General features: G+C 58.6%; 21 protein-coding genes and 1 other RNA gene. 8 read left to right on the forward strand and 14 right to left on the reverse strand.

All coding sequences use genetic code 11. The annotated features are described in order from the left end of the window. Window positions 1-4 precede the first annotated feature (4 nt). The 11 genes from murD to JNB91_RS07470 all read right to left on the reverse strand — a co-directional run bounded on the left by murD (window position 5) and on the right by JNB91_RS07470 (window position 12,043). A complete protein-coding gene (gene murD / locus JNB91_RS07420) occupies window positions 5-1,411 on the reverse strand; it encodes a UDP-N-acetylmuramoyl-L-alanine--D-glutamate ligase (protein WP_220324873.1) in 1,407 nt (468 codons plus the stop codon). A 16-nt stretch (window positions 1,412-1,427) separates the two neighbouring features. Beyond that, window positions 1,428-2,528: a phospho-N-acetylmuramoyl-pentapeptide-transferase gene (gene mraY, locus JNB91_RS07425; RefSeq protein WP_220324874.1), complete on the reverse strand. Its 1,101-nt coding sequence runs from the start codon at window positions 2,526-2,528 to the stop codon at window positions 1,428-1,430. A gap of 28 nt (window positions 2,529-2,556) precedes the next feature. Further along, window positions 2,557-3,990: a UDP-N-acetylmuramoylalanyl-D-glutamyl-2,6-diaminopimelate--D-alanyl-D-alanine ligase gene (locus tag JNB91_RS07430; RefSeq protein WP_220324875.1), complete on the reverse strand. Its 1,434-nt coding sequence runs from the start codon at window positions 3,988-3,990 to the stop codon at window positions 2,557-2,559. After that, the gene (locus JNB91_RS07435; RefSeq protein WP_220324876.1) at window positions 3,987-5,447 is read right to left on the reverse strand and encodes a UDP-N-acetylmuramoyl-L-alanyl-D-glutamate--2,6-diaminopimelate ligase; all 1,461 of its coding nucleotides are present in this window, start codon (window positions 5,445-5,447) and stop codon (window positions 3,987-3,989) included. Before JNB91_RS07435 ends, JNB91_RS07430 begins: the two co-directional genes overlap by 4 nt. 56 nt (window positions 5,448-5,503) lie before the next feature. Further along, window positions 5,504-7,252 carry a peptidoglycan D,D-transpeptidase FtsI family protein gene (locus JNB91_RS07440; protein ID WP_220324877.1) on the reverse strand — a complete coding sequence of 583 codons (1,749 nt, stop codon included), beginning with the start codon at window positions 7,250-7,252 and terminating at the stop codon, window positions 5,504-5,506. Then, complete coding sequence (gene ftsL, locus JNB91_RS07445; RefSeq protein WP_220324878.1) at window positions 7,252-7,716, reverse strand: cell division protein FtsL; 465 nt, start codon at window positions 7,714-7,716, stop codon at window positions 7,252-7,254. The genes JNB91_RS07440 and ftsL overlap by 1 nt, the downstream gene beginning before the upstream one ends. Before the next feature lie 2 nt (window positions 7,717-7,718). Further along, a complete protein-coding gene (gene rsmH, locus JNB91_RS07450) occupies window positions 7,719-8,744 on the reverse strand; it encodes a 16S rRNA (cytosine(1402)-N(4))-methyltransferase RsmH (RefSeq protein WP_220324879.1) in 1,026 nt (341 codons plus the stop codon). Window positions 8,745-9,142: 398 nt separating this feature from the next. After that, window positions 9,143-9,545, reverse strand: an RNA gene (rnpB, locus tag JNB91_RS07455) — RNase P RNA component class A. A 101-nt stretch (window positions 9,546-9,646) separates the two neighbouring features. Continuing rightward, window positions 9,647-10,282, reverse strand: a complete 636-nt coding sequence (locus JNB91_RS07460; RefSeq protein WP_220324880.1) for a lytic transglycosylase domain-containing protein — start codon at window positions 10,280-10,282, stop codon at window positions 9,647-9,649. A gap of 247 nt (window positions 10,283-10,529) precedes the next feature. Further along, window positions 10,530-11,303: an N-acetylmuramoyl-L-alanine amidase gene (locus tag JNB91_RS07465; protein ID WP_220324881.1), complete on the reverse strand. Its 774-nt coding sequence runs from the start codon at window positions 11,301-11,303 to the stop codon at window positions 10,530-10,532. Beyond that, entirely contained in the window at window positions 11,300-12,043 is a 744-nt protein-coding gene (locus JNB91_RS07470) for a J domain-containing protein (RefSeq protein WP_220324882.1), read from the reverse strand. Before JNB91_RS07470 ends, JNB91_RS07465 begins: the two co-directional genes overlap by 4 nt. A gap of 357 nt (window positions 12,044-12,400) precedes the next feature. Between JNB91_RS07470 and JNB91_RS07475 the strand changes: the two genes are divergently transcribed. The 3 genes from JNB91_RS07475 to JNB91_RS07485 all read left to right on the forward strand — a co-directional run bounded on the left by JNB91_RS07475 (window position 12,401) and on the right by JNB91_RS07485 (window position 15,426). Then, window positions 12,401-13,612 (forward strand): pyrophosphate--fructose-6-phosphate 1-phosphotransferase, encoded by a 1,212-nt coding sequence (locus JNB91_RS07475; RefSeq protein ID WP_220324883.1) that lies wholly within the window; start codon window positions 12,401-12,403, stop codon window positions 13,610-13,612. A 40-nt stretch (window positions 13,613-13,652) separates the two neighbouring features. After that, window positions 13,653-14,288 (forward strand): hypothetical protein, encoded by a 636-nt coding sequence (locus JNB91_RS07480; RefSeq protein WP_220324884.1) that lies wholly within the window; start codon window positions 13,653-13,655, stop codon window positions 14,286-14,288. 118 nt (window positions 14,289-14,406) lie between these two features. After that, window positions 14,407-15,426: a transglycosylase SLT domain-containing protein gene (locus JNB91_RS07485; protein ID WP_430736256.1), complete on the forward strand. Its 1,020-nt coding sequence runs from the start codon at window positions 14,407-14,409 to the stop codon at window positions 15,424-15,426. Between the two features lie 3 nt (window positions 15,427-15,429). Here JNB91_RS07485 and JNB91_RS07490 read toward each other — a convergent pair whose 3' ends face one another. Further along, entirely contained in the window at window positions 15,430-16,770 is a 1,341-nt protein-coding gene (locus tag JNB91_RS07490; RefSeq protein ID WP_346269285.1) for a serine hydrolase domain-containing protein, read from the reverse strand. 166 nt (window positions 16,771-16,936) lie between these two features. On the opposite strand from JNB91_RS07490, the gene JNB91_RS07495 reads away from it, so the two are divergent. From JNB91_RS07495 to JNB91_RS07515, 5 genes are all read left to right on the forward strand, one after another. Next, the gene (locus JNB91_RS07495; RefSeq protein WP_220324885.1) at window positions 16,937-18,187 is read left to right on the forward strand and encodes a BtaA family protein; all 1,251 of its coding nucleotides are present in this window, start codon (window positions 16,937-16,939) and stop codon (window positions 18,185-18,187) included. A 35-nt stretch (window positions 18,188-18,222) separates the two neighbouring features. Continuing rightward, window positions 18,223-18,840, forward strand: coding sequence for a class I SAM-dependent methyltransferase (locus JNB91_RS07500; RefSeq protein ID WP_220324925.1), 618 nt, complete (start codon window positions 18,223-18,225; stop codon window positions 18,838-18,840). A gap of 131 nt (window positions 18,841-18,971) precedes the next feature. Beyond that, on the forward strand, window positions 18,972-19,754 hold the full coding sequence (locus tag JNB91_RS07505; protein ID WP_220324926.1) for a glycoside hydrolase family 25 protein: 783 nt from the start codon (window positions 18,972-18,974) through the stop codon (window positions 19,752-19,754). 164 nt (window positions 19,755-19,918) lie between these two features. Then, window positions 19,919-21,133 (forward strand): lytic murein transglycosylase, encoded by a 1,215-nt coding sequence (locus JNB91_RS07510; RefSeq protein WP_220324886.1) that lies wholly within the window; start codon window positions 19,919-19,921, stop codon window positions 21,131-21,133. A 105-nt stretch (window positions 21,134-21,238) separates the two neighbouring features. Next, window positions 21,239-22,153: a DMT family transporter gene (locus JNB91_RS07515; protein ID WP_220324887.1), complete on the forward strand. Its 915-nt coding sequence runs from the start codon at window positions 21,239-21,241 to the stop codon at window positions 22,151-22,153. 425 nt (window positions 22,154-22,578) lie between these two features. Here JNB91_RS07515 and metF read toward each other — a convergent pair whose 3' ends face one another. After that, the gene (gene metF, locus JNB91_RS07520) at window positions 22,579-23,469 is read right to left on the reverse strand and encodes a methylenetetrahydrofolate reductase [NAD(P)H] (protein ID WP_220324888.1); all 891 of its coding nucleotides are present in this window, start codon (window positions 23,467-23,469) and stop codon (window positions 22,579-22,581) included. Between the two features lie 8 nt (window positions 23,470-23,477). Then, a complete protein-coding gene (locus JNB91_RS07525) occupies window positions 23,478-24,473 on the reverse strand; it encodes an ArsR/SmtB family transcription factor (RefSeq protein WP_220324889.1) in 996 nt (331 codons plus the stop codon). Between the last annotated feature and the right edge of the window lie 23 nt (window positions 24,474-24,496).

The following is a 24,496-nucleotide window of genomic DNA, read 5'->3' on the forward strand; positions in this document are numbered from 1 at the left end:
TGTCTCAGCTCCTGTTTCCGGTATCGACCAGCATCGTCACTCCCTGCATGTCGGCTACGCGTTGCACAAAGGCATCCCCGCGTACCTCGAAATTCTTGAACTGATCAAAGCTTGCACATGCCGGCGAAAGCATCACTGCCGAGGCTGTTTCATCACCAGCGGCATCTGCGGCGGCATGGGCGACAGCCTGATCCAGCGTGCCGGAAATTTCATACCGCACGCTCTCGCCCAACGTGGCCGCAAATGCCGGCGCGGCCTCTCCGATCAGATAAGCTTTCACTATATGAGGGAAAAGTGGTGCGAGGCTTGTGATACCGCCTTCCTTCGGAAGACCACCTGCGATCCAGTAGATTCGATCATAGCTTGAAAGCGCAGGTGCCGCGGCTTCCGCATTGGTCGCCTTGGAGTCATTGACGAACACGACATGGCCACGGCGTCCAACCGGCTGCATCCGGTGCTTGAGACCAGGGAAGGATTGAAGGCCTCGCAGAATTTCATCCTTGGAGAGGCCGACTGCCAGGCAGGCAGCAACGGCTGCAGCTGCATTCTGCGCGTTATGGGCGCCCTTCAGCGTCGGAATGCCATCGAGATCAGTGAACAATTCGCTCACGCCGCCATGCGCCGCCATGAGCCGCATGCCATCGGCATAGATACCCTCGGCCACCACACTGCGCTTCGAAATCCGCTTTACCGAAACACCCGCCCGCTCCACACGATCGGCAATCAGCGTGCAATAGCTGTCGTCCACGCCAATGATCGCGGTATCGCTTCCGGCAACGAGCCGTTCCTTGATATCGGCATAATGCTGCATGGTGCCGTGACGATCGAGATGATCCGGCGTCAGGTTGAGCAATATCCCGGCAGTCGGATTGAGCGTCGGCGCAAGATCGATCTGGTAGGATGAGCACTCGACGACGTAGAAGCGCCCGGCCTTCGGTTCGTCCAGCGTCAGCACAGCCGTGCCGATATTACCGCCGAGCTGCGTATCGCGGCCGCTCTCTTTCAGGATATGCGCGATGAGAGCCGTGGTGGTCGACTTACCATTGGTGCCGGTGATCGCGATCAATGGGCAATCCGGCGAATGCGCACGGCGCTCGCGCACGAAAAGCTCCACGTCACCGATGATCTCGACACCGGCGGCGTTCGCAAGATCCACTGTCCAATGTGGTTTCGGATGGGTCAGCGGCACGCCGGGTGAGAGCACGAAGGCTGCCTGCTTCGACCAGTCGATGCCCCTGAGATCGGACACGATTATTCCGGCCTGCGACGCCCGCGTTACGCTTTCGGGGTTGTCGTCCCAGGCGGTGACAATCGCACCACCCGCGACAAGCGCCTGTGCCGTCGCGAGGCCCGATCCACCGAGCCCGAACAGTGCTACATTCTTACCCTTGAAAGTCGTAACCGGGATCATCGCATTATAACCGAAATTACCGAAGCTTGAGTGTCGAAAGTCCGAGCATCGCAAGACCGACGGCGATGATCCAGAAGCGGATCACGACCTGACTTTCCGTCCAGCCCAGCTTTTCGAAATGGTGGTGAATGGGCGCCATCAGGAACACCCGCTTGCCGGTCAGCTTGAAGAAGCCGACCTGAATGATCACCGACAGCGTTTCCATGACGAACAGGCCGCCGATGATCGCCATGACGATCTCGTGCTTGGTGGCAACCGCAACGGAACCGATCAGGCCGCCGAGCGCCAGCGAGCCCGTGTCACCCATGAAGATTGCGGCGGGCGGTGCGTTGAACCACAGAAAGCCTAGTCCCGCACCAATGACAGCACCGAGAATAACCGCAAGTTCACCCGTACCGGGCACGAAGTTGATCTGCAGATAGTTTGCGAAGACGGCATTACCGGCGAGGTAGGCGATAACGCCAAAGGATGCAGCCGCAATCATCACCGGTACGATGGCAAGCCCGTCCAGACCATCGGTCAGGTTCACCGCATTGCCGGCGGCAACGATGACGAAGCCACCGAACAGGATGAAGAAGATGCCGACGTTGAGAACGTATTCCTTGACGAACGGGAATGCGATCGAGGTAGCAAGCCCCGGATTGGAGGTCTGCGCATGCATTGCCATGCGCATCATGAAGAATACAGCCACGCCTGCGACCAGAAATTCGATGCCGAGGCGCGCCTTTCCGGAAAAGCCCTTGTCCGACTGCTTGGTGACCTTCAGATAGTCGTCGTAAAAACCGATGGCACCGAAACCAAGCGTCACGAGCAAGGTCGCAACGACATAGACGTTGGAAAGATCAGCCCAGAGCAGCGAACCGCCGACAATACCGGCGAGAATCATCAGCCCGCCCATGGTCGGCGTACCGGCCTTCTTGAAGTGAGTCTGCGGACCATCAGCGCGGATAGGTTGGCCCTTTCCCTGACGCACACGCAGCGAATCGATCATGCGCGGACCGAACAGAAAGACGATCAGGGCCGAGGTAAACAGGGCTGCGCCAGTCCGGAAGGTGATGTATCGGAACAAATTGAAAAACTGCAGTTCGTCCGACAGTTCGACAAGCCAGATCAGCATGAGGGCCCTTTCTCGAAGCCGCTAAAATTCAAAGTTGGTGGTCCGTGTCGGAGAATGCCGGATAGTTGTCAAGCAGACCGGCAACGATCTTGCCAAACCCGATGCCGAGCGACGACTTCACCATCACCACATCGCCGGGTCGCACGGAGCGGACGACATAGTCTACCAGTTCCGAAGTCTGTTCCCGGTATTCGACCTGAACGCTTTCCGGAAGCGCATCGCGCAATACAGACATTTCCGCGCCGGCAAGCCAGACATGTTCGATCCCGGCGGCAAGCAGCGGCCCGGTCAGCTCCTCATGCAGCTGCGCCGAAAACGAGCCCATTTCCAGCATATCGCCCAAAACGGCGATCCGCCGGCCGGTCAATTCCGGTGTGGTCGCGGCGAGCAAAGCGATCGCAGCCCGCATCGAGGCCGGATTAGCATTGTAGCTTTCGTCGATCAGCGTCAGATATCCCTCGCCGATCGCGAGACGGTGACGTTCTCCCCTGCCCTTGACGGACTTCAGCCCGGCCAGCACTTCGATTGCCCGATCGAGATCGGCGCCGACGAGATCGCAGGCACCAAGTGCCGCGACAGCGTTCTCAGCGATATGCCGGCCCGGAGCACTGATCCTGATCTCACGCGTTTCGCCATCGAGAACAGCCCAGATGGTGGATCCCTCGCCGTCGCCCTCAAAATCCGCCAACCGGAAGTCAGCCTTTGCATGCTGTCCGAAGCTGCAGATTCGCGCCACGCCGGCTTCTCTGGCGCGTTCAGCCAGGAACTCGAACTGTTTGATATCGCGATTGAGCACGGCAACGCCGCCCTCGACCACGCCATCGAAGATCTCGGCCTTGGCTGCAGCAATCTCGTCCAGATCCCTGAAATGACCGAGGTGGGCGGCGGCGATCGTGGTGATGACGGCCACATGCGGCTTGACCATTTTCACCAGCGGCGTGATCTCGCCTGCATGGTTCATGCCGATCTCGAAAACACCGAAATCGGTATCTGCCGGCATGCGGGCAAGTGTCAGCGGCACGCCCCAGTGATTGTTGAAGGAGGCAACGGCTGCATGCACATTGCCCGATGGAACCAGAAGCTGGCGCAGCATTTCCTTCGTCGTCGTCTTGCCCACCGATCCCGTCACGGCAATGATGCGCGCGCGGCTGCGGGCGCGGGATGCCACGGCCAGCTTGCCGAGCGCCACCAGCACATCCTCGACCACGATCATCGGCACGGTCAGGCGACCAAGTGCAGGAAGCTTTCCTTCGCTGATGACAATCAGCGAAGCGCCATTGGCAACAGCGATGCTCGCATAATCATGACCGTCGACACGGTCTCCCTTGATGGCGAAAAACGCTTCGCCTTCACCAATCGAGCGGCTGTCGATCGAAATGCCGGTAATGCCTTCGGGAAGCGTACCGATCGGGCGACCTTCCATGACAGCCACCATCTCTTGCGATGTCCACAGAAAGCTCACGAGACCCTCTCCTCCAATGCACGGCGTATTTCGACATGATCAGAGAACGGCAGGACAGTCGCCCCGATCGTCTGCCCTTCTTCATGCCCTTTGCCGGCAACGATCAGCGTATCACCCGATTTGAGCAGGTTGACGGCATGGCGGATAGCACTTGCCCGGTCGCCGATCTCCAGCGCGCCCGGTGCGGCCGCCATGATTTCGGAACGGATAACCTCGGGCACCTCAGAGCGCGGATTGTCATCCGTCACCACGACGACATCGGCCAGACGCGTGGCGATATCCCCCATGATCGGCCTTTTGCCCTTGTCACGATCACCACCGCAGCCGAATACGACAAGCACCTTGCCGCTGGTGAATGGCCGTACCGCCGTCAGCACCTTTTCCAGCGCATCCGGCTTATGGGCATAATCGACATAGGCAAGCGCTCCATCCTTCGTATGGCCCACAAGCTCAAGCCGACCTGCAGCGCCGGTTAGCGTTTCAAGTGCCTTGAAAGCGGTCTTGGCCTCTACGCCGGTCGAAATTGCGAGACCGGCTGCGACCAGCGCATTGGCAAGCTGGAAATCACCGGCCAGCGGGATGTCGATTTCGAAAATCTGACCGTTGTGATGAACCTCGGCCATCTGCTTGTGACGAAAATGCTCGACGCGTTTGACGCAAAGATAATCGCCCTTGCGCCCTACGGTGCGCACATCGAGACCGGAAGCGGTGGCGACACGGATCGCTTCTTCCGACCATGCATCATCAGCAAAGATAACGGCCGGAGACCCTTTCGGCATCAGCGTGTCGAACAACCGCATCTTGGCGGCCATGTAATCCTCGACCGTCGGATGGTAATCCATATGGTCGCGGCCAAGGTTGGTGAATGCGGCTGCAGACAGCCTCACGCCGTCCAGGCGCGACTGGTCCAGCCCATGGCTGGATGCCTCCATCGCCGCATGCGTCACGCCTTCATCGGCCAGTTCGGCCAGAAGCTTCTGCAGCTCCACCGGATCAGGCGTCGTCAGTGAACCGTAATCATTGCGACTTGGTGAAATGACGCCCGTCGTGCCGATCTGCGCCGCACTCAGGCCAGCCTTTGCCCAGATCTGGCGAATGAATGACGCAACGGATGTCTTGCCGGCCGTGCCGGTCACGGCCACCATGGTCTCCGGCTGCTTGCAGAAGAACCTCGCCGCAGCCAGAGCGACAAAACGGCGTGGATTGGACACGACGAGAACCGGAATGTCAGCCTCTGCCGGGTGAGCAGAAATCGCAACGACCGCACCTTCAGCCGCGGCGTCACCGATAAATCTCTGTCCGTCAGCTTTCACGCCGGCCAGAGCCGCAAAAAGCGCGCCTGGCTTGATCTTGCGGCTGTCCAAGGAAATCCCGGTAATCTCGAGGTCTCCGAGGGGACCAGCGAGAAGGTCGTTCACTTCCGGAAAATCCGGACCGGCAAGATCGCGCAGTTTCATCTGTTCATTCCATCTTTCGAGCGGCGTTCACGAATCGCCGCTCGAGTTGTTGTCGCTCAATAAGACACAAGCAGGGCAGAACCGTCATTGCCGAATTTCGGCTTTACACCGAGAATGGGAGCAGAGCGGCTGATGATCTCCTTGACCATCGGCGCCGCCGATGTGGCGGCAAGCGCAGCACCATTGCCCTTGTCGGTCTTCGGCTCGTCGCTGAAACTCAGGACCACATAGCGTGGATTGTCCATCGGGAATGCCGACAGGAAGGCATTGAAATTCTTGTCATGCGCATAGCGGCCGTTGACGACCTTGTCGGCAGTACCCGTCTTGCCACCGACATCGAAACCATCGACGCGCGCATTGCGGCCCGAACCATTGGCTCCATTCCACTCGAACAGATAACGCATGTCCCGGCTCGTCGTCGGCTTCAGCACCTGGGTTGCGATCTGATCAGCCTGCTCCTGCGTTCTGGGCAGGAAAGTCGGCTCGATTAGCTTGCCGCCGTTGACCAGTGCCGCACCGGCAACAGCCGTCTGCAGCGGCGTTGTGGATACGCCATGTCCGAAGGAAATGGTGATCGAGTTGATCTTCTTCCACTGTCGTGGCTGGCTCGGCATGGCGACTTCAGGAAGCTCCGTCTTCATCCTCGACAAAAGGCCGAGACGCGTCAAAAAGTCCTTGTGGCCATCGATCCCGACGGCGTCCGCGATCTTTGCCGTACCTATGTTCGACGAATACTGGAAGATTTCCGGCACGCTCAATACGCGCCCCTTGCCGTGGAAGTCCTTAATAGTGAAGCCGCCGATGCGGATCGGGAAGCGCGCATCGAATGTGCTGTTGATGTTCATCTTGCCGTCGTCGAGACCCATGGCGAGCGTGAAGGACTTGAAGGTCGACCCCATCTCGAACGTGCTGTTCGTCATGCGGTTCATCCAGCCCTTCTCGGCGTCCACGCCATTCGGGTCGTTCGGATCGAAATCCGGCGCAGAAGCCAGGCCTAGAATTTCGCCGGTATGAACATCGACAACCGCAGCGCCCGCGCCGATCGCGTGATATTTGCCGATCGACGAGGCAACGACGTCCTGAACGATTGCCTGAACCCTGAGATCAATCGAAAGCTTTACCGGCTCAAGCGGCTGGTTCGAGGTCATGCCGACAGACGCGAGATCGGCAAGTCCCTGGCTGTCGATGTAACGTTCCATGCCGGCCACGCCGCGATTGTCGATATTCACGTAACCGACAATATGAGCAGCGGTGCGGCCACCCGGATAGAAGCGACGTTTTTCAGGTCGGAACCCAATACCGGGAATGCCGAGCGCAAGAATTTGGCTCTGCTGCTTCGGCGTCAACTGGCGACGCAGCCACTGGAAGCGTGAATTGGACTTGAGCCTGGAATAAGTCGACCTGACGTCGAGATCCGTCAGCACGGTCGAAAGCTTCTCGACCACCTCGTCAGCGTCGACGATCTTGTGCGGCTCGGCAAACAGCGAGACGGTGCGAATATCCGTAGCAAGGATAGCGCCGTTACGATCAACGATATCCGGTCGCGACGCCATAAGACGGTCGGCAGGCAGAATGCTCGACGTTATCTCCGGCTGCGCCATGCCATATTGCACAAGACGTCCGCCGACCACCACGTAGACCACGGCAAAACCGGCGATCAACAGACCGACACGGTTGCGGGCCTGCGCCGACTTCTTCTTGCGCGATCCTTCGAATGCGGCCCCGCCGACGGAAGACCTGCCTTTGCGGTCGGACGAAAAATGTGCCCGGCGCTTGACCACCATAACCCTAGAAAGAAAAGACATTAGCGCCTCACCGAGCCAGTGGACATGTTATCGGGTGCCCAGCCACGCGGCAGCGGCAGCGGAACCTTGGGAGCCGGCGTCGCCTTGGCCTGCTCGACACCCTTGAGTGCGGCAGCGACTTCGCCATTCTTGCCTGCAATAATATCCTCGATCGTCGTATCGGGTTGCGGAAGTTGCGACCTGTGCATCGGCAATTCCTTCGGCATGGCAAGCTGTGTCGGTAGCGTGGGAACGAGACCGAGTTCCGAATCGTAATTCTTGATCAAGGGCTGCAGGCGGTTCGGCTGCGTCACGAGAGCCCAGTCCGCCTTCAAAAGATCGATCGTATCGCGTTCAAGCCTGATCTCGGACTCGAGCCGGCGAACCTCGGCCAGCTTCTCGTCCGCCTTATGCTTGATCGTATAGGTGACGACCGCCATCGTGGTCATCACGCCGATCAGGACGAGATCGAAACTCCTCAGCATCCTCAGCCCCCCATGGTCGCAAGGCTGGCCAGATCGGGCAGCGAGAAAATAGACAGATCATCGGCGCCGGGTTTCGCTTCAGTCCGAACCCCCATACGCAGCTTGGCAGACCTGGCGCGCGGATTGATCTCGGTTTCAGCTTCACTGGCCGCGATCATCTGCTTGCCCGGAAACTCGAAGACTGCGGAGCGAACTTCGACCGCCGGCATATGCCGCGATCCGGAAGCCTTGCCGGAACGATCGGAGAAGAACTGCTTGACGATGCGATCCTCAAGAGAATGGAAGGTCACCACGACAAGACGTCCACCAGGCTTGAGCGACCGCTCGGCAGCAAAGAGCGCGCGAGCCAATTCACCCAACTCATCATTGACGAAGATGCGAAGCGCCTGGAATACGCGGGTCGCCGGATGGATCTTGTCCTTGGCTTTGCGCGGATTGACGCTCTCGATCAGATTGGCGAGGTCGCGCGTCGTCTCGAAAGGCTGCGTAGCGCGGCGCTTCTCGATGGCACGCGCGATACGCCCCGGCTGATTTTCCTCTCCAAGAAATCCGAAAATACGGATCAGGTCACCGACCTTCGCCCGATTGACGACATCCGCCGCCGAAACGCCCGAAGACGACATACGCATATCGAGCGGCCCATTGCGCTGGAACGAAAAACCACGCTCGGCCTCGTCGATCTGCATGGAAGACACGCCGATATCGAGAACAACGCCGTCGAGGCCTTCGTCCGGAGCAAAATCGGCCAACCGGGAAAACGGAGTGTGAATGAGCGACAACCGCCCCTGCTGCGCTTCGACCAGCGCCTGCCCCGCAGTGATTGCAGTCGGATCGCGATCAAGGGCGATTACCGAAGCGCCGGCAGAAAGGAGCGCAGACGTATAGCCACCCGCACCGAATGTGCCATCAAGAATGATCTTGCCCGCCTCAGGCTGAAGCGCACGAACCACTTCCTCGAGCATAACCGGAACATGGCGAGCCGGCCCACCTTCGGCCTCAACCTCAGCACCACCCGATCTATTCACCATACCGCACTCTCGCTGCAATTAGAGCAGAAAACAGAAACTTCTCCGCCGGCACGCACCCGCAATTCCGATCATCCGCAAGGGACTGAAGCGCCCAGTTGCGAGGCAGAGCATCGCCTCCATAGCAGCATGAAAAATGAACTGACGCTCGACCAGACAGACGCCCGCGGAACAGACCTCGAAAGCCGTTCCCGACAAGCATTTATTTATGACCCGTTAAGTTTAACAAAACATTACCGCGCCCGATCTAACGGCAGGAGATCGCGGCCTGACAACGTCATAGAAATATCAGTCAAGCCATTGAAATAAAAAACATATCATATCATCAAAAAGGAAAACAGGAGCAGGGATGCCCCTCAGTGATTTCAGGGACTTCCCCTTCCCTCCGCAGCAAAGTCAGAATCGCCAGTTGGCCTGTAAGCCGGGTTCTGTATGGCTCCGATGCATGCACCGGAACGTGGCAGCCATTCATCTGGGACGATGCTTGCACATCGCCTCATGCAACCCACCCGGATGACTGGCCCAGAAACAGGCTGTAAGCGCTTGTGGCGCTCCGCATCATCCCTATTCGGTCTTGCTCCCGGTGGGGTTTACCTTGCCGCCGCTGTCACCAGAGGCGCGGTGGGCTCTTACCCCACCCTTTCACCCTTACCCCGCATATAGCGAGGCGGTTTGCTTTCTGTGGCACTTTCCCTGGGGTCGCCCCCGCCGGACGTTATCCGGCACCGTGTTTCCGTGGAGCCCGGACTTTCCTCACCCTACCGCCTTTCGGCATTGGTAAAGCGCGGCTGCCCGGCCAACTGGCACCGGCTCCATAAACGGTTTGATCCGCAAAGACCACAGCACAAGGCAAAGAATTCATCCAAATGACAAGCAATGCAAAGCGCTTCGGTCGATTTCCGGAATCAGAACATCAACGGAAAGGTCCGCCCGTAGTCCAGAGCCACCGTAGCATAGGAGGCAGCCTCTGCCGGCTTTGCAATATCCATGGAGGCAATCACCACCTCGACCTTGTTACAGTAGCGCTGCGACACCGGGTTCATGCGCTTCGCACCATGACCGGCATTGTACTTCAGGATGGTACGGCAGAGCTTGCCATCACCGAGCTCATGCGCTCCGGCAAGATATTTCATTCCGAAGCGGATATTCGTCTCCGGATCGTAGAGACCGGACGCACGCCCCTTGTATCCCATCAACTTGGCCGTTGCAGGCTTGATCTGCATGAGACCGATTTCCCCGGCACTCCCTTTCGCTGTCGGACGAAAATTGCTTTCGATCCGCACAACCGCCATCGCAAGCTCGACCGGAACATCGTATTGATCGGCATACTGACGGATCAATCCTTCGTAATGCGCCTGGCGAATGGCAAGCTGATCCTGAGGCGTGTTGGCCTGCGTATCGGTTTCGCGCGTTTCCCAGGGCTTGATGACCCGTTTTTCGATAGAGTTCGTCGTCTCCCCACCATCTTCGGCGCGCACGAAATCTGTACCCGCAGCAAGCACGACCATGCCCGCTGCGGCTGCAATAGCCAGCATTCTCATGAAGTAAGTCAGTCTCCGGGTAAGGTCCTTCAACTCTTGGACCTGAAAGGTTCGCGGGCGGCACATACCGATCCTTCAGAAGTACCGCCGGAAAGACGATGCAACTGTTGACGAAACCTGTTCGTTTTTCTTTGCAATCCCCGCCTACAAGGCGATTGCGCGAGCCACTGCTTAAACCCGGTTATTAAGGAAAGTCTGTGGCGGCGCAGCAAAACGTCGTTTTTTCTACCTTACAACGCGCAAGGCTTCAGCTTTCAGGCTGCCTATATTTCGGCAGCGAAGTCAGCAATCTGTGCAGAGTGTCTATCGTCGAAAAATCGGCGATTCCATCCACCAGCGCCGAGCGAAAATGCCGCTGGAACGCTTCCACCACACCCTTCGTCCGCTCGCAGAAATTACCTGTTATCTCAAGATCGTAGCCATAGAGCGACAGCATCGATTGCAACGCCTCGATCGGCTGCCCCGCCTCTCCCAATTGGAAAAACCGACCACCGGCTATCGGGCTGGCGTCAAGCCAATGCCCGACGCCCGCATCATGCAGGGTCTTCCATGGAAAATTTTCGCCCGGATCAACCTTGCGGATCGGTGCCACATCGGAGTGCCCGAGCACACGTTCCGGTCGGATCGACCACCGATTGCCGCAATCCAGACACAATTGGATAACCGCATCGATCTGAACCGACGGAAACATGGGAAGTCCGCCCGGATGACCGGGATTGGCAATTTCGACACCGATGGAACAGGAATTGATGTCGACCTCTCCGGCCCAGGCGCTCTTGCCCGCATGCCAGGCACGCCGCCCCTCCGGCACGAGTTGTACGACCCGCCCATCCTCATGGACGAAATAATGGCTCGAAACCTGGCTCTCCTCGTTACAGAGCCAATTCAGCGCCTGATCCGCATCCGGCATGCCGGTATAGTGGAGGATGATCGCATCGGGATTGCGGCCGGAAACACGCTCCCCATGATTGGGAGAGGGACGGACGGATGCCCCCGCATAGTCCGCAACAAAATCGCTCATGCTGCGCGGCGCTCTCTTTCGATCGCTTTATAAGCCGCGTTCAGCGCAGCCATCCGCTCGTTGGCGGCGGCATGCAGCGTGGCGGGCACTCCACGGGCGATCAGACGATCGGGATGATGTTCCGAGACCAGCAGACGGTATTGCTTGCGGATCGCAGCGAAATCATCCTCCGGCGAAACGCCAAGCACGAGATACGGGTCCTGACCATCGAGATGCACATGCCGCGCCATGATTCGGCGAAAATGCTCGTCATTTATCCTGAAAATGTCGGCAATGCGGCCAAGGAACAGCAATTCCTTCTCATGCACAAGGCCATCCGCCTTTGCGATATGGAACAGCCCGTCCACGACGCTCTCGAGCATCGGGCAGTTCTCGGACGCTCCTGAACTGCAAAGACCGGAGAGCTTCGTCGCATAGGCCTCGTAACCTGCAACGTCCTGACGCGCGAGATTGTAAAGGCGCGCGACGTTACGGGCTTCCTCATCTGGAAAGTCGAAAATCTGCTGGAAAGCCTTCACTTCCGCTTCCGTGACGATGCCATCGGCCTTCGCCATCTTCGCGGATAGCGCAATGATGGCGACTGAGAAGGACACCTGTCTACGGGTCTCCGGATCACCTTCGAACAGAGTACGGATGGCCTCGACGACACGGCCCAGCGCATTACCGGCAGCGTCGCCTATTGCGCTGACGAGTCGCTCCCATAGCGAAGAAATCTGCAGACAGGAAAAATCGAATATCATCCCCTTAAATGACCAGATTACAGCAAAAAATGCAACGCATCGGGTGGTCAGCCGTGGATTAAACTATGTTCATGTTATTCGAACAATCGGCTCGATTAACACTCCTGAAGGCAAGGCTTGAGCTAGACAGAGCTCGCACATAATAAGCCACCGCCCCCACAGCAGGCACGCGTTTCCTTCATATGTGATCTCGCCAATTGCGCCGAAGCATCCACTTGAAAACGTGGCGTTATTCCCGCTGAGATAGCAATACATACGGCGAAATGGGCAAAGATATGCCCTTTACACGGCTTACTGTCTATCGCATCCATATCCCCTAAAACTGCAGGGAAGGCGCTTGCGCGCAACGGAGGAACCATGGCCCAACAGAAAGTCGCAATGCTGACCGCAGGCGGCCTTGCCCCCTGTCTCTCGTCGGCCGTGGGAGGTCTTATCCAGCGCTATAACGACGTGGCTCCGGATGCGGAACTGATCGCCTATCGCTCCGGATATCAGGGCGTCCTTCTGTCGGATAAAATCGGCATCACGCCCGAAATGCGGGAACAGGCCAACCTCCTTCATCGTTACGGCGGCTCGCCGATCGGCAACAGCCGCGTCAAGCTGACCAATGCCGCCGATTGCGTGAAGCGCGGACTGATCAAGCAGGGGCAGGATCCGTTGGCAGTCGCAGCCGAACAATTGGCAGAAGACGGCGTCACCATCCTTCACACGATCGGCGGCGACGACACCAATACCGTGGCAGCCGATCTCGCAGCCTATCTTGCCGCCAATGGCTACGACCTGACGGTGGTCGGCCTGCCGAAAACGGTCGATAACGATATCGTGCCCATCCGCCAGTCGCTCGGCGCCTGGACTGCGGCGGAAGTCGGCGCAGCATTCTTCGACAACGTTTCCAACGAACAGACGGCCGCACCGCGCACCCTCATCATCCATGAAGTCATGGGCCGCCATTGCGGCTGGCTTACTGCCGCAACCGCACGCGCCTACATTCAGAAAAGCCGATCGAACGACTATATCGAAGGCTTTCTGATGAACGAGGAAATGAAGGGCATCGACGGCCTCTATCTTCCCGAAATGGCCTTTGATGCGGAAAAGGAAGCGGCACGCTTGAGGGAAGTCATGGACAAGCGCGGCTTTGCAACGATCTTTGTGTCGGAAGGAGCTTGCCTGGATGCGATCGTCGCCGAACGGGAAGCTGCGGGCGAAAACATTGCCCGCGACGCCTTCGGCCACGTCAAGCTCGACACGATCAACGTCGGAGGCTGGTTTCAGAAGCAATTTGCGGCAAGGATCGACGCAGAACGATCGCTGGTACAGAAGTCCGGTTATTTCGCCAGATCCGCACCGGCAAACGGCGACGACCTCAGATTGATCCAGGGCATGGTCGATCTTGCCGTCGAAAGTGCGCTGAACAAGATCTCCGGCGTAACCGGGCATGACGAAGAACAGAATGGGAAGCTTAGAACAATCGAATTTCCGCGCATCAAGGGTGGTAAACCGTTCGATATGACGGCAAGATGGTTCGGCGATGTAATGGAGTCCATCGGACAGTCTTTCAAGCCTGCCTGATGGAGAAATGACGGGTGCCGTGGCGCCTGGGAGGGTGATGATGACCGTAGAGACATGGCTCGCGTTGGCGGCAACGGCAACTGCCGTGCTTCTCATGCCTCATCCTATTGCTTCGCTGACCGCAGCGTTCTCAGGATCCTGGGGACGCACAAGTGCGTTCGTCACCATCCCGGCTTTCGTTCTCGCCTTCCTTATGGGAGCCATTCTGGTCACGGCAGGCGTATTCCTGGTCGCATTCCTGTGGCCGGCAGCCGTCGGTGTCCTGTCGTGGATAGGACTTTCCTATTTGATGCTGCATGTCCTCTACGCCTATCAGGACCCGCAATTGCGTTACGGGCCGGCCGACAACGACAACCTTCCGGAAACGCGCCCGTTGCGCATCTTCGGCTATTTCATCCTGAAGACATTCAGGAGTATTCGCTACTTCGCGCTCACGGCGGCAATTGCCATACAGTTTTTCAACTCGTCGCTCTCACCGCAGGAACAGTATTTGAATATGATTTCTGCCTTGGCCGCGTCGGCGATGTTGGCCACCCTCGCCCACGCTGTTCTCCCCAGCCTTTTTGCCCGTAAGCGCCGCCGTCCCAGCGCCCGAAGCAAGGCCCCTTATCGCCCAGGAACACGCTTTATTGCACGCCGCGCCGTCAGCGCAGGATATCGCCGCATAGCCGCCTGACGCGCTGCGACCTGTAGATGGCTTGTCGATCTCTTTCGAATGAGTTAATTGGGATGCAGTTTCACTGATCCTGTTAACGTTCTGGGCAACGATTTTTGATGAGAGCGACCCAATGGCAATGATGCGATTTGTGGGCCGTAGGGCTGCCGTGGTTCTCGCCATGTCATCCGCATTGGCCGCTTGTTCCAGCGTTGACCACTCCAACAACGTCGCTGCAACTGATGCGCAGGATGCAGCCGTCCAGCAGACCGCCGATATTGCTCAGACCGCGGAAAATGGTGTTGCAGTTGCTCAGCCAGGCTCGGAAAACACGGTAACGCTCGTCAAGACCAGCCGTCTGCCTGTTCCGGTCCCGACAGTTTCCGAAGCAACCAGCATTCAGACCGCAGCAATGGCTTCGCCTGCCATGGCGCCGTTCGTTGCGTTTCAGCCAGCCACCGCAGCCACACCGGCAGCGGCAGCACCGGTGATCGTCGCTTCCGCCTCGCCAGCCGTACACAGCACAGCGAAAGGCAGCCGTCTCGTTTCGCCGCCGGTCGCTCCGGCCGTGCAGTCGGGACAGATCCAGCCGGCAGCGGCCCAGGCCATTGCTCTCGATGAGCCTGAACTGACACCGGACATGGTAGCGCTACAGTCGGTCATCCCGATCCCGCGCCCGCAAACGACGACAACCACTCTGGCCTACGCAGCCCAGCCAAAGGCTGTCGCCGCATTGTCGGCCATAGACAGCAAGCTGGAATTCCCGCCAGCACCCGGCGAGCCGATGCCGGAAACCGCATCCGGCGCGCCTTCCGATCTGAAAAAACTGATCCACCGCTACGCCGGCCTTTATGGCGTGCCGGAATCGCTGGTTCACCGCGTTGTGCACCGGGAAAGCAAGTACGACCCCAAGGCCTATCACAAGAACGGCTATTGGGGCCTCATGCAGATCAAGTATTCGACCGCAAAGTCCATGGGTTACGAAGGCCCACCGGAAGGTCTTCTCGATGCAGAGACCAACCTGAAATACGCGATCAAATACCTCCGCGGTGCCTGGCTTGTTGCGGACAATCAGAACGACAACGCCATCCGGCTTTATGCGCGCGGCTATTATTACGATGCCAAGCGCAAGGACATGCTCCACGTCCTGCAGAAATAAAGGTCACTCCGGCCCAAGCTGGCGAACCACCGCGGCAGCAAGATCGATCGCCTCATAGCCCATGGAGCGCGGCGTCAGCCCCAGTCGCACGATAACCAGATCGAGCGAAGGGATGACGAAAATATTCTGCCCGTCATGCCCGCTCAGAACGAATGCATCGGCAGGCAAGCCTGCATCGGGCCTCGGCAACCATGTCTGCATTTTCGAATAACGCCCGCTCGAACTCCTGTTCGCCTCGTGCATCTGCCTGACAAAACCTTCCGGCAGAAGACGCTGCCCATCCCACACGCCATCGCGAGCCAGAAACATCCCGAATTTCGCCCAGTCGCGGGCGGTGGCATACATGTAGGAACTGCCGACAAACGTGCCCGCCGCATCCGCCTCCAAGATTGCCGATCGCATGCCCAACGGCTCGAATATCGCCTTCCGGGGATAGGTCAGCGCTTCATCCTTGCTGCTTATCCGGTCCATCCAAATCCTTGAAAGCAGCACCGACGTCCCGGACGAATAGGTGAAACGCGAACCGATCTCTTCCTCAAGCGGCAGGCTTTCGACGAAACGTGCCATGTCCGGTTCGAGAAACAGCATGCGCGTGACATCGGCCACCGTGCCGTAATTCTCGTTGAAGGCCAGTCCGCTCTCCATGCCCATGAGATCGGAAATACGGATCAATGCACGCCGATCGTCCCTCCAGCCCCAAAACAGGCTCTTCTCGTCGAGCGATAGACGCCCCTCCAGAACGAGCCGTCCGATGATTGCAGCATTCACGGTCTTGGTCATCGACCAGCCGAGAAGCGGCGTGCCGCTGAAAAATCCGTCGCCATAGGCCTCGCCGATAATCCGTCCACCTTTCACGATAACGACACCGCGCATACCCGGCCCGGTTAATCCGGCATCTGAGAGTAATGCCGCAAGCGATTCGTCCGACTCGATCTTCTCACCTTCAGGCCAAAGCCTGTCGTCGTTCTCGGGGACGGCTATCGGATGAATGTCGGAATGCGCGACGGTCACATCATCGCCAACCACCGCGCACCCGGTTCCCGGCTGATAGACCGCGCGGCTTGGCGCAATACGCCCGAACAATCCAGCATCGACACTCTGCGTCTCGCGGTCGACATTGACCCGCATAAGCCTGAGCAGTGGATTTCCGGGCGCCTGAACGTCGTTGAAAAATACGTCGTCAACATCACGATCCGCGATAAAAACGTTGGAGCAGACGATCTTGGCCGCATAACCGCTGCCGACGCGCAAAAGGTTGGGTGGAATGAAATAGAGCCACAAACCGATCCCGATCGCCGTAATGAGCAGAAACACGGCCATACGGCGAAAAATTCGTTTCAGCACCAACGCCTCCCTTTTCTCCACTTCATGCAAAGCAAAATCCGTGAGCAAGGGAAAGCCCCCTTGGCGATAGACGGGTTCACGATGAGGCAAGTCACAATCCGCGTCACGAAGCTGTAGCACGAAGCGGCTAAACGCCTCGAAACTCATGATGAGGCAGGATTTGGTCATGGCAGATATCGTCGAAGAACGTGGCTTGCAGCGCAATCGCAAGCTCAAGGACGCTCTACTCCAGCATAAGGCACTGTCACCGCACGGTCTTTCCGAACGTCTGTTCGGCCTGCTCTTCTCGGGCCTCGTCTACCCTCAGATCTGGGAAGACCCGGCTGTCGACATGGAAGCGATGGAACTGGCGGAGGGACATTCGATCGTCACGATCGGCTCCGGCGGCTGCAATATGCTCGCCTATCTTTCGTGCTCGCCGAAGGCAATCGACGTGGTCGATCTCAATCGCCACCATATCGCCCTCAACCGTTTGAAGCTCGCAGCCTTCAAACACCTTCCCTCCCATGCCGACGTGGTGCGTTATCTCGGAATGCATGGCTTGAAGGCCAACGGTTCCGCATTCGATCAGCACATTGCCGGAAACCTCGACGAACAGACAAGAACCTACTGGCAGAAGCGCTCGCTGACGGGTCGCCGCCGGGTAGAGGTCTTCAACAGGAACATCTATCGCACCGGCCTGCTCGGTCGCTTCATCGCCGCCGGTCACATCGTTGCCCGCCTCCATGGCGTCGACCTGAAAGAATTCGTGGAAGCACGCTCGCTTCGCGAACAGCGGCAGTTCTTCGATGCCAATATTGCTCCGCTCTTCGATCGCCCTCTGATACGCTTCGTCACCAGCCGCAAAAGCTCTCTCTTCGGTCTCGGCATTCCGCCGCAGCAATATGATGAACTGGCAAGCCTGGCGCCCAACGGTTCGATCGCACCGGTGCTGCGCGAACGTCTTGAAAAGCTCGCCTGCCATTTCCCGCTGAACGACAACTACTTCGCCTGGCAGGCCTTCGCGCGCCGTTATCCGCGCCCCGAGGAAGGCAATCTGCCCGACTATCTTCGCGCCGAAATCTATCAGGCCATCCGGCGAAATACCGATCGCGTCGCGGTCCACCATGAAAGCGTCACCGGCCTTCTGGCCCGCAAACCTGCCGCTTCTGTCGATCGGTTCGTGCTGCTGGATGCCCAGGATTGGATGAACGACGAGCAGCTGAACGCGCTGTGGAGCGAGATCAACCGCACCGCCGCACCGGACGCCCGGGTCATCTTCCGAACAGCAGCCGAAAAGAGTGTCATCGAAGGCCGCCTGTCCGATACGCTTCGTCAGCAATGGACCTATCTTGCGGAACGCTCCGCCGAACTCAACCAGCAAGACCGCTCGGCCATCTATGGCGGCTTCCACATCTACGTGAAGGCCGGCCAGTGAGCGCCGGTGCAACGGCGCAGAGCCACGCCGCCCATATGGACCGGATGTACCGCTATCAGCGGCACATCTATGACCTGACACGAAAATACTACCTCTTCGGCAGAGACCGTACGATCGCCGGCCTCGATGTTCCGGATGGAGGCAGCATTCTGGAAGTCGGTTGCGGCACCGGCCGCAACCTGGTCCTCACTCGCCGCCATTATCCGATGGCAAAACTCTACGGCCTCGATATCTCTGCCGAGATGCTGCAGACGGCACATGCCAATCTGGCTGGCAGCCGGCAGCAGCCAACCCTGATCGTTGCAGACGCCACGACCTTTCGCCCTCAAGATTTTGGTGTGAACGGCTTCGACCGCATCATGATCTCCTATGCCGTCTCGATGATCCCGGCATGGGAAGATGCGATCACCGCAGCACTCGCGGCGCTCAATCCGAAAGGCTCACTACATATCGTCGACTTCGGCCAGCAGGAGCGCCTCCCCGGTTGGTTCCGCCACATGCTGCAGGCATGGCTCCGGCGGTTCCATGTCACCCCGAGGGCCAATCTTCGGGAAATTCTTGAAGCCCGGTTCGATGCGGCCGATGCCGAGATGACTTTCGAGGATATCGGGCGAGGGTATGCCTGGCACGCAGTGATCCGCAAGAGAGGCTGACACACTCGTTACTCTTCGGATCATTTCGGCTTACCAAATCCTGGCGGCACTATGGTAAATGGGAGCGTCGAATGCCGCCCGGCCTGATTCCGGCCGACAGCGCCATCGTTGCAGCTCAACCCGGATACCTCATGCCACGCAAGTTTCTCGCCCTTATTCTCACGGCCTTCATGGCGAGTTCCTGCACGTCCACCAGCGACCTGATGGACACGGCATCGATCAGCGGCACGAAGTTCAAGGACAATGACCTGCAGAATTTCGGTCGCAACCATCCCGGCCGCCATGAAGTCCACGGCATCGACCTGTCGAAATGGAACGGCACCGACATCGATTGGCAGACGGTCAAGAAGTCAGACGTCGCCTTTGTCTTCATCAAGGGAACGGAAGGCAAGGACCGCATCGATCCGGCCTTCAGGACCCATTGGCGTGGCGCGGCCAATGCCGGCATTCCGCATTCCGCCTACCATTTCTATTATTTCTGCTCGACACCGGAAGATCAGGCCGACTGGTTCATTGCCAACGTGCCGAAGGAAGCCAACATGCTGCCACCGGTCCTGGACATGGAATGGAACCCCGCCTCGCCGACCTGCAAGCTGAGGCCGGATGCGGCAACCGTACGCGACGTGATGCGGCGTTACATTGCCCGTATCGAGGCCCATTACGGCGTCAAGCCGATCATCTACACCTCGGTCGATTTCCACCGTGACAATCTCGTCGGCGCCTTCAACGACCACCATTTCTGGGTTCGCTCGGTGGCCGCTCACCCGAGCGAGATCTATACCGGCCGCAAATGGACCTTCTGGCAATATACCGCAACCGGCATAGTCCCCGGCATCAAGGGCGAAACGGACATTAACGTCTTCTCCGGCAGCGCCCGGAACTGGAACTCCTGGGTCGCAGCGGCAAACGACTGAATGCAAGCCTCGGGCGATTTGTAGCCTGGCCCATTCCTATTACTGGCATTGTGAATGCGAGTGCGCTAAATAGCCGACGGTCGTGACGCCGGATAAGCGCCGCGATTTCACACACTCTATTCTAGATCATCCCCAGACACGCCACAGATCGCCAGGATCGCCATATGTCATTCCTCGACAGCCGAAGCTTTGCCCTTGCAGCACTCATTGCCGGAGGACTGTCCGTCCCCGCCTTCGCCCAGACAGCCCCCGCGGCAGCCGTCCCTGCCTGCGGTGGTGATCTGACCGCCTTTCTCGCCGGCGTGAAGCAGGAAGCGATCTCCAAGGGCATCCCGGCAGCAGCCGCCGACGAAGCCCTTGCCGGCGCGCAGATTGACCCGAAGGTCCTGTCCCGTGACCGCGCCCAGGGCGTGTTCCGCCAGACATTCCTGGAGTTTTCCCAGCGCACCGTCAGTCAGGCCCGCCTCGATATCGGCCGCCAGAAGCTCAAGCAATTCGCCGATGTCTTCGCCCGCGCCGACAGCGAATACGGCGTTCCGGCCGGCGTCATCACCGCCTTCTGGGCGATGGAAACCGATTTCGGCGCCGTCCAGGGTGATTTCAATACCCGTAACGCACTCGTCACGCTCTCGCACGATTGCCGTCGCCCGGAACTGTTTCGTCCGCAGCTGATCGCGCTGATCGAGATGGTCCAGCACGGCGACCTCAACCCGTCCACCAATACGGGTGCATGGGCCGGCGAAATCGGCCAGGTTCAGATGCTACCGGAAGACATCATTGCCCACGGTGTCGATGGCGACAACAGCGGCCATATCGATGTGAAGGGCAGCTCGCCGGACGCCGTCCTGACGGCTGCAAAATTCATCCAGAGCATGGGCTGGAAGAAGGGTGAACCCTGGGTTCAGGAAGTTACCCTTCCCGAAACCCTGCCCTTTGAAAAATCCGGCCTCGGCAACGAGATCCCGGCATCCGAATGGTTCTCCTACGGAGTGACGCCCCGCGACGGCGATACCAAGTTCGGCAACCTGCCCGCAGCTTTGATCCTGCCGCAGGGCCGCAAGGGACCGGCCTTCCTCGCTTATCCGAATTTCGGCATTTACCTGCAGTGGAACCAGTCGTTCATCTACACGACCTCGGCCGCCTATTTCGCCACCCGTCTGTCGGGCGCCCCGCCCTACCAGAAGACCACGCCGGAAGTAGGTCTCGATGTCGAAGCGATGAAACAGCTGCAGACCAAGCTGGACGCTCATGGCCATGACGTCGGCAAGATCGACGGCATCCTCGGCTCCGGCACCCGCCAGGCGGTCCAGAAGGAACAGGCCCGCCTCGGAATGCCGGCCGATGGCTGGCCAACTCAGGCGCTTCTTCAGGCGCTCTGAGGCCGGAAATTGCTCAAGAAATTGACCCCATGACATGAAACGGGTGGCGATCGGATCGCCGCCCGTTTTATCTTCTATGCCCCACCCAAGACGACGAGCACAGATATGACAGCCGATACGCCACGCCTGACCACGCTCGCCTGGGCGCTGCTCTTCCTTCTCGGCCTTCTCTGGGGTGGCTCCTTCTTCTTCGCGCGCATCGCGGTGCAGGAAGTCCCACCCTTCACCCTCGTGCTCCTGCGGCTCGGCATCGCCGCCCTGGCATTGCACATCTACCTGCACGGCCGTTTCGGCACCTACGCGATCCTCAGGCAGCACTGGCGCTCTTTCCTGATCCTCGGCCTCATCAACAACGCCCTGCCCCACACCCTGATCTTCTTCGGTCAGACTGAGATCGGCGCAGGTCTCGCCTCCATCCTCAACGCCACCACGCCGATCTGGACGGTGATCATCGCCAATCAATGGACGTCGGACGAAAAGCTCACCGGCGCAAAGCTTGCCGGCTGCGCGGCGGGCCTTGCCGGCACCTGCATCCTGATCGGCCCGAGCGCGATTACGCACACGGCGGCTCCGCTCTGGGCCCTGACCCTGCCGGTTCTCGCCGCCATCTGCTACGGCCTCGCCGGAACCTACGGCAAACGTTTTCGCGGCATTCCCGCACCGGTCACGGCAACCGGCCAATTGACCGCATCGAGCCTGATCATGCTGCCTGTCTCGCTGATCGCCGACCAGCCCTGGACGCTGGCCACGCCATCGCTCCACGCGATCGCTGCCATTATCGGCCTGGCGCTCCTGTCCACGGCACTCGGGTACCTGATCTTTTTCAGGATCCTGTCACTCGCCGGTGCGACGAACACCTCGCTCGTCACTCTGCTGGTTCCACCAAGCGCCATCCTGCTCGGCGCATTGTTCCTTGGCGAGCGGCTTGCCGTGACGGATATCGCCGGCATGGCGGTCATCGGATTTGGCCTTGTCCTGCTCGACGGGCGAATCCTTCGCATACGCAAAAAGACGGTATGAACATATCCTCCGGGAGCGTTTTACTCACGGGAAATAACAGTCATTAACAGACAAATAGATAAATTTAACGCACCAGAAAGCTTCGTTAATTTCGAATATTCCTTTTATTATCAAAGGGATAAAAGGACAACAAAATCCTAACGGAGTTTTCCCGCCGCAGCGCAACACAAGATTCCGCTTTCCATTTGACACGGAAACGACATAAAATCTGGCTGTCAACGCAAGGAGGCAGACATGGGACGTACATACCCCCTCAATCTCCTGGTAGTCGGTGCTGCATTTGCATTCATTGCCTCGATGCTCTTCATCTAGGCGAAAAGACTACCGGTCGTATCTTGCATCCATGAACGTTTGATATGGACCTGAATTTCGAAAAGCGCATGTTCTACGGAACATGCGCTTTTCTTTTTTGGTCCTTGGAATGCTCAGGCAGCAGCCTTACGCATGCCCGGCTTGTAGCCGATATTGTCCAAAACGGCAGAGACAAGCGGCGCCCGGTTCATCGTGTAGAGATGAATGTGGTTAAAGCCATGGCGACCGAGTTCCTCGATCTGTTCGGCAGCCACCTCGGCCGCCACCTTGGCACGGTCCTCCGGCTTTTCATCCAGCCCCTCGAACCGCTCATCGAGAAAGCTCGGAACCGTCGCGCCGCAGCGTTTCGAAAAACGCTTGAGCTGCGTCAGGTTCTGGATCGGCATGATGCCGGGGATAACAGGTATGGTGACGCCGGCTGCCGCGACTTCGTCCATATAACGGAAGAACACATCGTTATCGAAGAAGAACTGCGTCAATGCGCGGTCGGCGCCTGCATCGGCCTTCTGCTTCAACACGGCGATATCCGCCGTCATATCCCTGCTCTCAGGGTGTTTTTCAGGATAGGCCGACACGGAGATATCGAAATCTCCATATTCCGCCAGCGCCTGAACCAGATCTGCGGTTCTCTGGAACCCCTCTTCATGCGGCAGATAAACGGTGCCGATACCCGCCGTGGGATCCCCTCTGAGTGCGACGATACGGCGAACCCCCGCAGCGCGATATTCCTCGACGACAGCGCGCACTTCATCCTTGGATGCATCGACGCAAGTCAGATGTGCGGCGGTCGGAAGGTTTGTCTTGTCTATGATCTTGGTGACAGCCGAAAGCGTCGGCTCCTTGGTCGAACCGCCTGCGCCATAGGTCACGGTGACGAATTCCGGCTGAAAGAGCGCAAGACGTTCAACCGTCTCGAACAACTGCGCCTCCATCTCCCCGGATTTCGGCGGGAAGAATTCGAAAGAGATATCGAATCGCGGGCGTGTCGTGGTCTCGTTCATCATTATTCATCCTAGAATACCGCAATTGCTTCCGCAGGCTCCGCATCGGCCATCAGCAGACGGCGATCCTTTGCCAGCCATATCGTGACGGTAAGCCCGTCATTATGTTCGGGCGCAATATCGATCGCTTTTTCGATATCGAGCCCTGTTTTTTCCAGCCAATCGCCGATCGCCTCATGCGAGAAACCGAGCCGCACATGGGCATGCTCCTCGCGCAGATGCTCCAGCGTATGCGGTGCCAGATCGACGATCAGCAATCGCCCGCCCGGCCGCAGGATGCGTGCGGCTTCGGCGATCGCCAATTCCGGCTGATCGAGGAAATGCAGCACCTGATGGATCGTCACGAGATCGAAATCCTGCCCCTCGAGCGACAGGTTGAGAATATCCGCATGGCGCACGGACGCCTTCAGGATGCCCGCCTTGTCGAGATTGGCGCGAGCGACCGACAGCATGTCCCGGCTGGCGTCAACACCGATCGCGCGGCGATAATGCGGCGCAAGCAGTTTCAATATCCAGCCCGTGCCTGTGCCCAGATCGAGCAGAGAATCGATCGGCGACGTGCCGATCAGCCGCAGCAGCGCCTGTTCCACAGCAGCGTCGCTCGCATGAAGCCGACGCAACTCATCCCATTCGGAAGCATTACGGCTGAAATAGGCCTGCGCCCGTTCAGCGCGTTGGTTTTTAACCGCGGACAGCCGTTCACCATCGCGGACGAGGACCGGATCGTCATGGGCCGAGGCCGCCAGAAGCGTCTTGACCAGCACCGCAGCCGGTCCGTCCTGCTTCAGGCGAAAATAGGCCCATGCGCCTTCCTGATAGCGGTCGATCAGCGCGTCTTCGTTCAAAAGCTTGAGATGGCGGGAAATTCGTGGCTGCGACTGGCCGAGAATTTCGGTCAGGTCGGTCACGGTCAGGTCACCCTTCGCCAACAGGGCAAGCAGTCGAAAACGCGTCGGTTCCCCGATCGTCTTCAGTACGTCAACCAGTGTATCGAGCGGCAGTGACATCCAATTTTCCCAGCAATCAAGAT

Origin of the sequence: Aliirhizobium wenxiniae (assembly GCF_019511445.1) — a bacterium.
In the GTDB taxonomy this organism is placed as follows: domain Bacteria; phylum Pseudomonadota; class Alphaproteobacteria; order Rhizobiales; family Rhizobiaceae; genus Neorhizobium; species Neorhizobium wenxiniae_A.

Coding starts and splice junctions, on each gene's coding strand:
- metF (WP_220324888.1), bottom strand. CDS start 23,469: ATGATGAACGAGACCACGACACGCCCGCGATTCGATATCTCTTTCGAA.
- JNB91_RS07435 (WP_220324876.1), bottom strand. CDS start 5,447: ATGAAACTGCGCGATCTTGCCGGTCCGGATTTTCCGGAAGTGAACGAC.
- mraY (WP_220324874.1), bottom strand. CDS start 2,528: ATGCTGATCTGGCTTGTCGAACTGTCGGACGAACTGCAGTTTTTCAAT.
- JNB91_RS07470 (WP_220324882.1), bottom strand. CDS start 12,043: ATGATATTCGATTTTTCCTGTCTGCAGATTTCTTCGCTATGGGAGCGA.
- JNB91_RS07485 (WP_430736256.1), top strand. CDS start 14,407: ATGATGCGATTTGTGGGCCGTAGGGCTGCCGTGGTTCTCGCCATGTCA.
- JNB91_RS07480 (WP_220324884.1), top strand. CDS start 13,653: ATGACCGTAGAGACATGGCTCGCGTTGGCGGCAACGGCAACTGCCGTG.
- rsmH (WP_220324879.1), bottom strand. CDS start 8,744: ATGGTGAATAGATCGGGTGGTGCTGAGGTTGAGGCCGAAGGTGGGCCG.
- JNB91_RS07515 (WP_220324887.1), top strand. CDS start 21,239: ATGACAGCCGATACGCCACGCCTGACCACGCTCGCCTGGGCGCTGCTC.
- JNB91_RS07505 (WP_220324926.1), top strand. CDS start 18,972: ATGCCACGCAAGTTTCTCGCCCTTATTCTCACGGCCTTCATGGCGAGT.
- JNB91_RS07440 (WP_220324877.1), bottom strand. CDS start 7,252: ATGTCTTTTCTTTCTAGGGTTATGGTGGTCAAGCGCCGGGCACATTTT.
- murD (WP_220324873.1), bottom strand. CDS start 1,411: ATGATCCCGGTTACGACTTTCAAGGGTAAGAATGTAGCACTGTTCGGG.
- JNB91_RS07500 (WP_220324925.1), top strand. CDS start 18,223: ATGGACCGGATGTACCGCTATCAGCGGCACATCTATGACCTGACACGA.
- JNB91_RS07475 (WP_220324883.1), top strand. CDS start 12,401: ATGGCCCAACAGAAAGTCGCAATGCTGACCGCAGGCGGCCTTGCCCCC.
- JNB91_RS07525 (WP_220324889.1), bottom strand. CDS start 24,473: ATGTCACTGCCGCTCGATACACTGGTTGACGTACTGAAGACGATCGGG.
- JNB91_RS07460 (WP_220324880.1), bottom strand. CDS start 10,282: ATGAGAATGCTGGCTATTGCAGCCGCAGCGGGCATGGTCGTGCTTGCT.
- JNB91_RS07465 (WP_220324881.1), bottom strand. CDS start 11,303: ATGAGCGATTTTGTTGCGGACTATGCGGGGGCATCCGTCCGTCCCTCT.
- JNB91_RS07495 (WP_220324885.1), top strand. CDS start 16,937: ATGGCAGATATCGTCGAAGAACGTGGCTTGCAGCGCAATCGCAAGCTC.
- JNB91_RS07510 (WP_220324886.1), top strand. CDS start 19,919: ATGTCATTCCTCGACAGCCGAAGCTTTGCCCTTGCAGCACTCATTGCC.
- ftsL (WP_220324878.1), bottom strand. CDS start 7,716: ATGCTGAGGAGTTTCGATCTCGTCCTGATCGGCGTGATGACCACGATG.